Consider the following 12,390-nt stretch of genomic DNA (forward strand, 5'->3'; position numbering starts at 1 on the left):
ATGGAACTTCAATTGCTTTCGGAGGAATACAAAGGATATCCCATTCATGTGAGTTATCAAAGTGCTTATGTTTATGAGCCGGTTTTATATCAACAGGAGCATCAATTCGGTGTTTTATTTGAAAGAACGCCATTGAAAGAGCCAATGCAATGTGGCTTTGAGGATACATTACTAGCGGATTGGTTGGAACAACCTTTTGCAATCGGTGCCTTTGAAAATGGAAAGTTACTTGGATTTATAGAATTAAGCAATGAAACCTGGAACAAAAGATTACGCATCTCCAATATCTTTGTTGAACCTACTTCTAGAAGAAACTCCATTGGCAGTGCATTGATAAAAGAAGCAAAGCGAAGAGCAAACCGTATGAATGTGAGAGCTTTGATATTAGAAACTCAATCATGTAATGATCCTGCTATTCATTTTTATATCAAACATGGTTTTTCTTTTCTTGGTTGTGATTTGTATGCGCATTCCAACCAAGACATTGAGAATAAAAATGTAAGAATTGAAATGATTCACTTATTATCTGACGAAAAAAAGAACATGGAACAGTAGTTACTGTTGTCCATGTTCTTTTTCAAATGCTATGATTTCTTGTTTTAAACGTTCTACAATTTGTTCTTGTGGAAGCTTTTCTATAATGATACCTTTTTTGATCAACAATCCTTCTTTTTTGCCTCCTGCAATTGCGATATCCGCATGCTTTGCTTCGCCAGGACCATTGACAGCACACCCCATGATTGCTACATTCACATCGCAATGAATCGTTTGTAGGAAACGTTCCATTTCATCCACGACCGGTTGCATATCCCAAGCGGTTCTGCCACAAGTAGGGCATGCAATCAAATTAGGTGTTTGACTATATAGACCGCAACATTTCAATAATTGTTTTACGATGGTTATTTCATTGACCGGATCTCCGTTTACACTGATTCGAATGGTATCTCCGATTCCTTCATTCAACAAGGTTCCAAGTGCCATGCTACTTTTGATGGCGGAACCAAGGAAGGTTCCGGCTTCCGTTACACCTAAATGTAAGGGGTAAGGGAAGGTTTCACTTGCCAAACGATATGCGTCGATACAAAGTAGCGGATCACTGCTTTTAAAGGATAAACAAATATCATGGAAATCAAGGGATTCTAAAATATTGATATGACGCTTTGCGCTTTCCATCATTCCTTGTGCAGTCGGCTTCCCATAAGCCTCATGAATATCTTTTTCCAAAGAACCACTGTTGATACCAATCCGAATGGGGATATGATGTTTCTTACACACCTGAACTACTGCTTCTACATTTTCTCTGGCACCAATATTTCCAGGATTCAATCTGATCTTATCAATACCGTTTTCTATCGCTTTGATAGCCAAACGATAATCATAATGTATATCCGCTACCAAAGGAATATGTGTTTGTCGTTTGATTTCTGTGATTGCGATAGCATCTGCTTCATCAATGATGGCCATTCTGACCATCTCACAACCGGCTTTTTCCAAAGCTAAGATTTGGCTTACCGTAGCCTCTATATCACTTGTACGAGTGTTACACATGGATTGTATAACAACTTTGTTTTGATGTCCTATGGTTAAGTCTCTTACTTGAATTGCTCTTGTTTCTGTACGTTTCATTTATGTTCACCTCATGAAATCATTATAACAGTGAAGTTAGGGAAAAGCAATCAAAGCGAAGCTTTAAAAAGTCTTACAAATTTATGAACGCCTAGCAACTCAAATTCATTTATGATATACTAATGAGCAGGAGGTGAAAGCCTTGTTTAGAAATCCATTTCGTAATCTGGATCAAAAAAAATTAAGACGAAGTTCCGATGCTTTGAAAACACAAAATGATTACTTTAAAATTGTAAATAAGCGTATCATGATTTTTGCCGTTATCATATGTATCATATTCTCTATGGTAGTGGTACGATTGGCTTTTTTACAGATTAGAGGTCAAGATGAATATGCAGCAAAATTAGAAAGCTACACAAGTAAAAAACAGCAAGATCAAACTCCAAGAGGTGAGATCTATGATCGTAGCGGAAATGTGGTCGCAAAGACGGTATCTGCTTTGAATATCACATATTTTCCACCTCAAAATATCAGTGATCAAGAGGAATGGAAACTAGCACAAAAATTTGCAAAACAATTTGATGTCAAACACGATAAATTCACAAAAAGTGATTATCAAGATGCCTATTTTTATTTAATTGAAGATGGCGGAAATTCTTTTTTATCAGAAGAAGAGCTAGCATCAAGTGTGGATAATCAAGAAAAGCTAAAAAGAGAGCGCATAAGTATTGAAGAGGTAACCAAAGCAATATCCGATGATGATTTAAATGCCTATGCTGTTTATCAAGCCATGAACAAAGCTCCTGCTAGTAGTACAAAAGTAATTATGGAGGACGTGGATAAAAAGATCGTTTATTATTTGGAAGAACATAAGGATGAATATCCGGGCTTTGATGTTGATATGGGTGGTTGGAAACGTGAATATCCTTATGATAATACTTTTAAAGATGTGCTCGGAAGGGTATCTACCAATGTACAAGGAGTACCGGCTGAATTAAAAGATTTTTATGAAGCAAAGGGTTATTCTATGAATGATCGTGTCGGACTAGATGGGTTAGAATATCAATATGAAGATTTATTGGCAGGTACCAGAAAGGTCAGCGAAATCACATATGATGAAAACGGCATAGCGGTTCTTAATGAAGAAAATCCAGGTAAAAAAGGATATGATCTGCATTTGACCATTGATATTGAGCTTCAACAAAAATTAGATGAATTATTGGAAAAGGTATTGAAAAATGCCGATCGAGATTCTCGAAGAGATCAATTCAAAAAGGTATTTGTTGTACTTATGAACCCCGATACAGGTGAAATTTATGCAATGGGTGGCAAACAAAAATTCGATGATGGCACGATTATTAACTACTCCAGTGGTGTGTATAAAGAAACCGTTGTTCCTGGTTCTATTGTGAAGGGTGCAACTGTCTTTATGGGATTAAATGAAGGCGCAATCACAGAGAATACCATTTTCATCGATCAACCGATCAAATTCCAAGGATCGGCAGAAAAAAGTTCTTATCACAATTATAATGCCGTAGATGCAAAGGAAGCGTTGGCTAAATCCAGTAACGTCTTTATGTGGTATACAGTGATGAAACTTGCCGGGGTGAATTATGTTTATAATGGACCATTGATCATCAATGATTTTAATGGCACCATACGTTTGATGCGATCTTATTACTCCATGTTTGGTTTGGGAGTGCCAACAGGATTAGATGTACCAAGCGAAGAAACCGGGCTGAAAGGTGTTTCCTCCGATGTCAACAAATTCCTAGATTTTGCGATCGGGCAATATGATACGTATACGCCGATACAAATGGTTCAATATGCATCCATGCTGGGAAATGGTGGAAATCGAGTGCAACCAAAGTTAGTAAATACGGCAACAGAGGTAAATTCCGATAATGTTGTTTATGAAAATAAAACCACGATCTTATCGACGCTTCGAGGTAGCCAAAAAGATTTAAATGTTGTAAGAGAAGGATTTAGACGTTGTGTGACGGAAGGAAATTGTGGTAATTTCAATCAATCCTATGAAGTAGCCGCAAAGACTGGTACAGCCGAGGTTGGAAAATATACCAATGCCGCATTGATTGGTTGGGCACCTTATGATCAACCAAAAGTTGCCTTTGCATGCAGTGCTCCCGAGTCTGATGTCAACGAAGGAACCATTGCCGGAAATATCTGTACAACAGATATCATGCCTACCGTGTTGGATGATTTCTTCAAGAAATATCCAAACAAATAAGAAAATATGGGAAATATGCACCTTTTTCAAAAAGTATTAGCATTTTCCTGTATTGTATGTTATAATTTTTTAGCACAAGTACGAGGAGGGTCAACATGAGAGATAGAATTACATTCAAATGTTCAGAATGTGGCGAAGAAAACTACATTGGAACACGTAATAAACGTAAAAATCCAGAACGTATGCAAATTCAGAAATATTGCCCACGTTGTAACAAGAAAACTTTACATAAGGAGAAAAAATAAGAAGGGCCAAAGACTTGGTCTTTTTTATTTAGATGTTGAAAATGAAAAAAATAGAAACATTTACATTAGGGATGGTTCAAGTAAATACTTATTTGTTATGGGAAGATCAACATGTGCTTATCATTGATCCGGGAACTGCCTCTAGCAAACTGAAAACTGCCATTGAATCAAGACATGGGATTGTAGATGCCATCGTGTTAACACATGGGCATTTTGACCATATCGGGGGTGTAGATGCCCTTGTGAATGAATACCATTGTCCAGTCTATATCAATGAATGGGATAAGCCATTGCTTACTGACTCATATTTGAATGCCTCTGCTTGCATGGGTCTTCCGGAAGTGTTGGTTCAAGCAGATGTTAAGACATTACCAGCGGGAGAGCATACCATTGGTGCATTTACCATTCGTTTTCTTTATGCACCAGGACATAGTGAAGGTAGCAGTATGATCTTATGGGGACAACATTTATTTAGCGGAGATGTTTTATTTGAAGGAAGTATCGGTAGAACAGATTTACCAGGTGGAGATGTTCATAAGATGATGCAAAGCCTTCGTGTTTTCTCGACTATGGATGCTGAAACCTTGATTTATCCTGGACATGGACCCACTACTATTTTAAAACAAGAGCTGCTTTATAATCCGTATTTGAAGTAAAATAAGCAATTTGAAGAAATTTTTAAAAAATTTCTTCTTTTTTTTAGGATTTTTGCCCCTTGATTACGTATGTAATATATAGGAGGTGATAAAATCATGGAAGAAAAAATGAACCAGATGCTTCGACTAGCGCAAACGCATCATGCTACCGATATCCATTTCGTGATGAAAAAAGACAAGCTCACGGTTAGCTTAAGAGGTCTTTATGGCATGGAACAAATTTATAGCCCTGCGCTTGATGTTTCTTTATTCAATTATTTAAAATATCTAAGCAATATGGATCTAGGCAATTTAAGTGTACCCCAAAGTGGAAATTTTCAATACGAATACCAGGAAACGCTTTTGTACTTTCGATTTAGTTTGTTGTCTACCATTCATATGCAAACAGCAGTTCTTCGTATTTTGAATAATCATGGAGAAATTGAACTTGAAGATTTAAGTAGCGCTTCATCACAACTGCAAAGTTTTTTGAGTTGGACAAAAACAAGAAGTGGTTTGATCGTATTATCTGGTCCCACAGGAAGTGGGAAGACAACGACCTTGCATGCGATCTTGCATCGTATCGCCGATAATCACCATTTACAAGTGATTTCGCTGGAAGATCCTATTGAAATCTTTGATGACAGCTATTTACAACTGCAAATCAATGAAAAGAATCATTTTTCCTATGAAGAAGGAATCAAAGAGCTGATGCGACATGATCCAGATGTCATTATGATTGGTGAAATTCGTGACCCTAAGAGTGCTAGGATGCTGTTGCGTAGTGCATTGAGCGGACATCTGATCTTCACGACGATTCATGCGAAATGTTGTAGTGAAGCAATCAAACGATTAAATGAATTTGGATTAAGCAATGAAGAATTACTTCATACCTTAACTGCGGTAGCAAGTCAAAGGCTTTATCCAAGCAAAGGAAAGGAGGGAAGGACCTGTATTTATGAAATCATGGAAAAAGAAGAGCTTACCTATTGTTTGGAGCACAGAGAAGAAAAAGAAGGATATCACAACATATTTTCCAACATTCAAAAAGCTGTGGACGAAGGTGAAATCTACGAAAAAGACGCAGCATTCGATCTTATCGATGAATAAACAAGAATATCTGTTTTTAAGTCAATTGCTTGAAAAAGGATATCCACTTTTAGATGCATTCACATTTCTTGGAAAAGATATGGATGAGGTAAAAAGTGCTCTAGAACATGGTGCTACCATCGAAGAGATCTTTATTCAAAATCAAAAAGGAAGATTCTATACACATTTGGCATTCTTTTTAAAGGTTTCAAGTTTATCAGGTGCCATTCAAAGTGCATTGCATATGACCGAGTTTGAGGAAGGTGTAAAAAAGAAGCTGATCAAACAATGTAGTTATCCATTGTTCCTGTTGGTGTTTGCCTTTGTGATCATGGTGTTTTTTACAGGATTCATCATTCCGCAAATGATGAATAGCTTCGATATCACAGATGATTTTTCAACATTAATGCTACTTTTAAATATCTTACAATACGCATTTATCTTATTTGTATGTTTGATCGTAACTTTTGCGTTGATCTATATCGTGATGTCATTTCAACCAAAAAAAAGAAGTGAATGGATCTATCGCAATCGAACATGGCTTCCTTTATGCAAGGATGTATTATCCTATCAACTATCTGGATATCTGTATGAATTACATAACAAAGGAATCTCTACAAGAATGTCATTTCTATATCTGAAACATATGAACGAAACTAGCTTATTACACATGCTCATGCAAGAAATGATAACAGCGTTAGAAATGGGTGAAGATTTGTTGACACAAATTGAAACAACACATTTATTGAATGCCTCTTTCAAACAAATGTATAAAATCGGAACTTGTAATGATGCAATGTGTGAAATGTTGGAAATGTTCATGAAACAACAAGAGCAAGTTTGGAACCGCCTCATCAAACGATGTGGTTTAGGAATTCAATGTGCTGCTTATCTATTTATTGCCTGTATGGTGCTAGTGGTTTATCAAATTATGTTAGTCCCATTAGGGATGCTGAATACAATGTGAGAAAGGAAGGATTTTATGAAAAAAAACATAAAGGGTTTCACGATATTAGAAATGATGATCGTATTATCCATCATTGCAATCGTGTTTTTATTAACTTTGCCCAACATTCAACAAAAACAAGATATCATCAGAGACCAAGGATGCAACGCCTTATTGAAAGTAGTAGATGCACAGGTGCTACTGTATGAAGTGGATAACTTATCGCCACCAACAAGCATGAGTCAATTGATCAGCAAGGGATATTTAAAAGAAAGTCAGAGAAGATGTCCAAATGGAGATCAAATCGAAATTGTCAATGGCGAAGCATCCATTCGATAAAGGATTCACATTGATCGAGATGCTGATGGTCTTGTTTGTAATATCTATGCTATTGGTGTTATTTCCTGTTATCAAACCCCAAAAAATGATACAACTGCAGTATGAGGCGAATGCCATCAAAGAAATCTTATTAACGACACAGACCTATACTCGAATTACGCATCAAAAACAACAGGTTCAAGTTACAAATCATCAAATTCAATATTTACATCACCAGTACCAACTTCCAAATGGAATATATTGTACACCACGAACCATTGATTATGCAGCAAATGGTAATATCAATCAAGCTGGTACCATCCTTTGTAAATGTGATGGCGCAACGAAACAGATCATATATGAACTAGGTAGTGGGGCAGTGTATGTTAGATAAGAAAGGAATGATCTTAATAGAAACCTTGTTGTTGTTTGTCGTGGTCAGTGTATTGATTTTGATCGTGACATCTTGTGTCATGGGAGTTTCTTCTATGGAACAAAGAGAAAGAGAGTTATTTCAAAATGACGAAATTAGAGAACTTTATCAAAGATAATCAAGGATTTACCTTGATTGAAGTATTGATTGCCTTATTTTGTTTATCCTTTGCTTTATTGCTTTTTGTAGGAGTTTGTTCTGTGTTACAACACTTTCCCACACAAGGCACGTTACAAGATGATGTCATAGCGATTCGACAATTACGGATGATTCTAGTTCAAAGTGATAATGTGCAAGTAGACCCTGATTCATTATCCTTTCATTATCATGGTAAGGATTATGTGCTGAAAGAACATCGTCAACGATTGGTGAAAAGTCCTGGCTATGAAATCTTTTTGAAGGATATTAAAGATAGTGAATTCTATGAACAAGGAGGATGTATCTATGTCAGCTGGAACAGAAACAAAAAACAAGATGCGCTCCTGTATTGCGAATAAACAAGGATTTGTTTCGGCTTATGCACTGGCCATGTTATGCATCATCATGTCATTGGTAAGCCTATGTGTTTTACAAATACAACTATGTACAGCACTGCTTGAGGAAACTTCACAACATGAATTTGAACTTGCTTTATTGCATCATGTGAAATCAAAGCTGAAAGAAGAACAACCAAAAAAAGCATCATCTGAGCAAGAAGAAGATATAGAACCTATAGAAAGCTTTCGTTATAAAAATACAAAAGCAGAAATTCGTTATGAAACAGATTCGATCAAGGTGATATATCAAATAAGGAATCAAACTCAAGAAATGCACATTACCATCAATGAACATAAAGAAATGATGGATATTCAATATTCATAAGAATAAAACCCATAAATAAAGGAACAATAAAAAGGGAGGTGAGGGTATGTTGACCATCAGCATTACCACATGTTTCTTTCTAGTGTTCCTTTTTCTTGGTAATTTATTACAATTTCTCAATACACAAGCTTATGTGATCGCACCGCTGTTTTTTTCATTCCTATGGTGTTGTTCTATGTTTTATCATGAAGCAAACACAAAATCATTAGAAGGAAAAGACTTTCTTTTATCGGCATTATTTGTTCTTTTTGTTTATTTCATCTATCAAATTTTAGGTTTTCCTGTTTCAAAGATATTCTTTACATATTATTATCTGATCGTTTTTATCTGTGTAGAGCTTTATGCGGATAGTATTCGTTTTAAAAGCCTCATTTGACAGAAATGATTTGACAAAACATTGAAATGCATTACAATATAATAGGTAAAGTAAGGAAAGGTGAATGCAATTATGATTAGTTCAAATGATTTAAAGCCTGGTATGACCATACAACAGGATGGAAATATCTTCGTCGTGTTAGAACAAAGCCAGAATAAAACAGCTCGTTCCGCAATGGTTGTAAAGGCCAAAGTAAGAAACCTGCGTACAGGTTCCAATGTAGAACTTTCATGGGGCGGTGGAGATAAAATCCAACCTGCTCGTATTGATAAAAAAGAAATGCAGTATCTTTATGATACCGATGATGCGTTGGTATTCATGGATAATGAAACTTATGAACAGATTGAAATCCCAAAAGAACGTCTGGAATGGGAAATGAACTTTATGAAGCCAAATGACAACGTCATGATTTCTACATTCGAAGGTGAAATTCTTGGTGTTATTCTTCCGGATAAAGTCTCTTTACAGATCGTAGAATGTGAACCAGCAGTCAAAGGTGATACGGCTACCAGTGCACAGAAAAACGCAGTTGTAGAGACCGGACTTCAAGTAAAAGTACCTTTGTTTATCTCTGGAGATGAAGTTATCGTCATCAATACAGCAGACGGAAAATATTCTGGTAGATCTAAAGATTAAGGAAACTTCTTGTAAGTTTTCTTTTTTTCTGAGTTTTTCTGAATTATTGGTCATCTTTTCTATTCAAGAATGTTTATTTTTGGTATAATAAAGTTTAGATTGGGAGGTTTAACCAATATGGAAAAATTGTCACGTGTAAAAAAGTATGAAGAATTAAGAAAATCCATCGAAACAGATAATCATGTCGATGTCAAAGAAGATGCAGTGCTTCACCCTGATGAAACGCTGAAGCAATTTGATACAAGCGTTGTGAAAAAGGTTGAAATCAAAGAAGATGACTATCAACCGGAACGAGAGAAGGTTGTTGAAGAAACACCGGTAAATGAAACGGTGGATCATAATGAATTCACAAATGAGTATCTGGATGATTTTATCAAAGAGGTTCGCCAATATAACATTCGCAAAGGTACAAGGGAAAGTGAGAATACACAAGTCGATATTTTGAATCAATTGAACGCCATCAATCGAGCAAAGCGCACGCAATATGTGGAAAGCATTCAAGATGAAACTCCTGAAGAAGAACCTGTAAGACCATTGTTGAACAAAGAGAATATTGCTCTAGAGGTGCAAAATCTTCTTCGTGAAGAGGATGATGTTGTAGCTAAAGAAGAAATTGAACCGATCCAAATTGAGGAACCTGTGGCGGATATGACCATTCAGATGGAGGCAATACAAGCACCTGTTATGGATGAATGGAAAGAAGAACCTGTGGCTTCGGAAGAAATCGAAGAAGAGTCTGTTCATAAGAAAAGAGGGCTTTTTAAGAAAAAGGAAAAAGCAATCGAAGAACAAGAGGAAGAAGAAAAAGTAGAACCAACCCTACATAAAAAAATATTGGAAGAAACGCAACAACTTCGTGTTCAAATGGATGAATACGAGGATGAGTTAACTGATTTGAGTGATGGAGTAGAAAAAACCAATAAGCTATTGAATTTCGTATTATGCTTTTTGATACTAGTATTGCTTGTGATCATTGGCTTCATTGCGTACTCATTGTTGAAAGCTGGAGGTAAGATTTAATATGAGAATCAATATCGCAATTGATGGTCCTAGTGCTGCAGGTAAAAGTACCATTAGCAAGCTGTTAGCAAAAGAACTTGGATATGCTCATTTAGATACCGGAGCAATGTATCGTTGTGTTGGTTATTATTCAAGTATCAAAGGAATCGATGAAAATGATGAAATGGCATTGGCCGATATGATCGATCATATGGAGATTTCTTTTGATAGCAAAGGAAATGTCTATATTGACGAAGAAGATGTGACATCTAAAATCAGAACCAATGAAATGAGCATGCGTGCCAGTGCAGTAAGTGCTCATCCAATGGTAAGAGAGCGCTTGGTAAGACTTCAACAAAGAATTGCACAACACAAAGGCTATATACTAGATGGCCGTGATATCGGTACGGTCGTATTGCCTGATGCAGAGGTGAAGGTGTATATGATTGCAAGTGTAGAAGCACGAGCAAAACGAAGATTTAAAGAATATGAAGAAAAGCATATCGAAGCAGATTATGATGAGATCTATCAGGATATAGAAAAAAGAGATTATCAGGATACCCATAGGAAAACATCTCCTTTGAAAAAAGCGGACGATGCCCAGGAAATCGATACAAGTGACATGAGTATTGAGGAAGTCGTGAGTACCATCCGTAATCTGATTCAAAACATCGTTGATTAAACAGGAGGTGAATTCAGCAGAACATAGATATCTGCTGAAAATCATATGATAAATGGAATTGTAGCAATTGTAGGACGACCTAATGTTGGAAAGTCCACTATATTTAACCGTATGATCGGTGAAAGAAAAAGTATCGTTGAAGATACTCCTGGAGTGACCAGGGACAGAATTTATGGAAAGGCAGAATGGCTGACAAAGGAATTCAGGATCATTGATACTGGAGGAATTCAGCTAGCAGAGCAACCATTCCAAGAAGAAATCAAAATGCAAGTGGAAATCGCCATTGATGAAGCTGATACCATCGTATTTTTGGTAAGTGGAAAAGAAGGCATGACCAATGATGATGAATACATTGCGAGAATGCTTCAAAAAAGCGGGAAACCGATCGTATTAGCAGTAAATAAAATTGATGACTTGCATTTAAATGATGCAATCTATGAATTTTACGCATTAGGATTAGGTGATCCTATCGCAGTAAGCGGTGTACATGGAATAGGGATTGGTGATATCTTAGATGCTATCATTCAAAGCTTTCCGAAAGAACCTAAAAAAGAATACGAGGGAATGACTAGATTTTGTGTCATCGGTAGACCTAATGTCGGAAAAAGTTCTCTTGTGAATGCGCTTTTAAATCAAGATCGAGTTATTGTGAGCAATATTGAAGGAACTACAAGAGATGCCATCGATACACCATTTAAAAGAGAAGGAAAAGATTATGTTGTCATAGATACTGCAGGTATCAGAAAACGTGGCAAGGTCTATGAAAATATAGAGAAATATTCTGTTTTAAGAGCAATGAGTGCAATTGAGCGAAGTGATGTTGTTTTGGTCGTAATAGATGGAGAAACAGGTATCAGAGAACAGGATAAACATGTCGCTGGTTATGCTCATGAGGCAGGGAAAGGTGTCATCATCGTTTACAATAAATGGGATGCAGTAGAAAAAGACGAGCAGACCATGAACAAGATCACAAAAGAAATTAGAAGTCAATTTCTTTATCTGAGCTATGCTCCTATCCTATTTGTTTCCGCTTTGAAAAAACAAAGGATCCAATTAATTTTACCTGAAATAGATAAGGTACATGATTTCTCTTTGATGAGAATACAAACCAATGTATTAAATGAAGTATTGATGGATGCTCAATTAATGACTCCACCACCAACGCATAATGGGAAACGATTAAAAATTTATTATGCATCTCAAGTAGCTGTAGCACCGCCAACTTTCGTGGTTTTCGTGAATGAACCTGAATTGTTGCATTTCAGTTATCAACGGTTTCTAGAAAACAGATTAAGAGAAGCCTTTGGATTTGAAGGTACTACATTAAAAATCATAGCAAGAGAAAGAGCAAGGTGA

The 12,390-nt window shown here is 36.4% G+C and carries 17 protein-coding genes; 16 read left to right on the forward strand and 1 reads right to left on the reverse strand.

From position 1 onward, the window contains the following. Window positions 1-555 carry a GNAT family N-acetyltransferase gene (locus tag UGRO018_RS02205; protein ID WP_416324812.1) on the forward strand — a complete coding sequence of 185 codons (555 nt, stop codon included), beginning with the start codon at window positions 1-3 and terminating at the stop codon, window positions 553-555. Here UGRO018_RS02205 and ispG read toward each other — a convergent pair whose 3' ends face one another. After that, window positions 556-1,626 carry a flavodoxin-dependent (E)-4-hydroxy-3-methylbut-2-enyl-diphosphate synthase gene (ispG, locus tag UGRO018_RS02210; protein WP_416324813.1) on the reverse strand — a complete coding sequence of 357 codons (1,071 nt, stop codon included), beginning with the start codon at window positions 1,624-1,626 and terminating at the stop codon, window positions 556-558. A gap of 142 nt (window positions 1,627-1,768) precedes the next feature. Here ispG and UGRO018_RS02215 point away from each other — a divergent pair, with 142 nt between their 5' ends. From UGRO018_RS02215 to der, 15 genes are all read left to right on the forward strand, one after another. Further along, the gene (locus UGRO018_RS02215) at window positions 1,769-3,814 is read left to right on the forward strand and encodes a peptidoglycan D,D-transpeptidase FtsI family protein (protein ID WP_416324814.1); all 2,046 of its coding nucleotides are present in this window, start codon (window positions 1,769-1,771) and stop codon (window positions 3,812-3,814) included. A 95-nt stretch (window positions 3,815-3,909) separates the two neighbouring features. Then, window positions 3,910-4,059 (forward strand): 50S ribosomal protein L33, encoded by a 150-nt coding sequence (gene rpmG, locus UGRO018_RS02220; RefSeq protein WP_002609076.1) that lies wholly within the window; start codon window positions 3,910-3,912, stop codon window positions 4,057-4,059. A 41-nt stretch (window positions 4,060-4,100) separates the two neighbouring features. Next, window positions 4,101-4,715: an MBL fold metallo-hydrolase gene (locus UGRO018_RS02225; protein ID WP_416324815.1), complete on the forward strand. Its 615-nt coding sequence runs from the start codon at window positions 4,101-4,103 to the stop codon at window positions 4,713-4,715. Window positions 4,716-4,811: 96 nt separating this feature from the next. Continuing rightward, window positions 4,812-5,804, forward strand: a complete 993-nt coding sequence (locus UGRO018_RS02230) for an ATPase, T2SS/T4P/T4SS family (RefSeq protein WP_416324816.1) — start codon at window positions 4,812-4,814, stop codon at window positions 5,802-5,804. Next, window positions 5,758-6,750 (forward strand): type II secretion system F family protein, encoded by a 993-nt coding sequence (locus UGRO018_RS02235; RefSeq protein ID WP_416324817.1) that lies wholly within the window; start codon window positions 5,758-5,760, stop codon window positions 6,748-6,750. The genes UGRO018_RS02230 and UGRO018_RS02235 overlap by 47 nt, the downstream gene beginning before the upstream one ends. Window positions 6,751-6,765: 15 nt before the next feature. Continuing rightward, window positions 6,766-7,068: a competence type IV pilus major pilin ComGC gene (comGC, locus tag UGRO018_RS02240; RefSeq protein WP_416324818.1), complete on the forward strand. Its 303-nt coding sequence runs from the start codon at window positions 6,766-6,768 to the stop codon at window positions 7,066-7,068. Further along, on the forward strand, window positions 7,022-7,441 hold the full coding sequence (comGD, locus tag UGRO018_RS02245; protein WP_416324819.1) for a competence type IV pilus minor pilin ComGD: 420 nt from the start codon (window positions 7,022-7,024) through the stop codon (window positions 7,439-7,441). Before comGC ends, comGD begins: the two co-directional genes overlap by 47 nt. Then, window positions 7,431-7,598, forward strand: coding sequence for a hypothetical protein (locus tag UGRO018_RS02250; protein ID WP_416324820.1), 168 nt, complete (start codon window positions 7,431-7,433; stop codon window positions 7,596-7,598). Before comGD ends, UGRO018_RS02250 begins: the two co-directional genes overlap by 11 nt. Next, entirely contained in the window at window positions 7,567-7,977 is a 411-nt protein-coding gene (locus tag UGRO018_RS02255; protein WP_416324821.1) for a prepilin-type N-terminal cleavage/methylation domain-containing protein, read from the forward strand. Before UGRO018_RS02250 ends, UGRO018_RS02255 begins: the two co-directional genes overlap by 32 nt. Then, window positions 7,925-8,341 carry a hypothetical protein gene (locus UGRO018_RS02260; protein WP_416324822.1) on the forward strand — a complete coding sequence of 139 codons (417 nt, stop codon included), beginning with the start codon at window positions 7,925-7,927 and terminating at the stop codon, window positions 8,339-8,341. Before UGRO018_RS02255 ends, UGRO018_RS02260 begins: the two co-directional genes overlap by 53 nt. A gap of 46 nt (window positions 8,342-8,387) precedes the next feature. Continuing rightward, the gene (locus UGRO018_RS02265; protein WP_416324823.1) at window positions 8,388-8,717 is read left to right on the forward strand and encodes a hypothetical protein; all 330 of its coding nucleotides are present in this window, start codon (window positions 8,388-8,390) and stop codon (window positions 8,715-8,717) included. A gap of 72 nt (window positions 8,718-8,789) precedes the next feature. Then, window positions 8,790-9,353, forward strand: a complete 564-nt coding sequence (gene efp / locus UGRO018_RS02270) for an elongation factor P (protein WP_416324824.1) — start codon at window positions 8,790-8,792, stop codon at window positions 9,351-9,353. A gap of 117 nt (window positions 9,354-9,470) precedes the next feature. Further along, window positions 9,471-10,373, forward strand: a complete 903-nt coding sequence (locus tag UGRO018_RS02275; RefSeq protein ID WP_416324825.1) for a hypothetical protein — start codon at window positions 9,471-9,473, stop codon at window positions 10,371-10,373. 1 nt (window position 10,374) lies between these two features. Beyond that, the gene (gene cmk, locus UGRO018_RS02280; protein WP_416324826.1) at window positions 10,375-11,034 is read left to right on the forward strand and encodes a (d)CMP kinase; all 660 of its coding nucleotides are present in this window, start codon (window positions 10,375-10,377) and stop codon (window positions 11,032-11,034) included. Window positions 11,035-11,079: 45 nt separating this feature from the next. Continuing rightward, the gene (gene der / locus UGRO018_RS02285; RefSeq protein WP_416324827.1) at window positions 11,080-12,390 is read left to right on the forward strand and encodes a ribosome biogenesis GTPase Der; all 1,311 of its coding nucleotides are present in this window, start codon (window positions 11,080-11,082) and stop codon (window positions 12,388-12,390) included.

Origin of the sequence: Hoskinsella mucinilytica, assembly GCF_045223415.1 — a bacterium.
Taxonomy (GTDB): Bacteria; Bacillota_I; Bacilli_A; order Erysipelotrichales; family Erysipelotrichaceae; genus Hoskinsella; species Hoskinsella mucinilytica.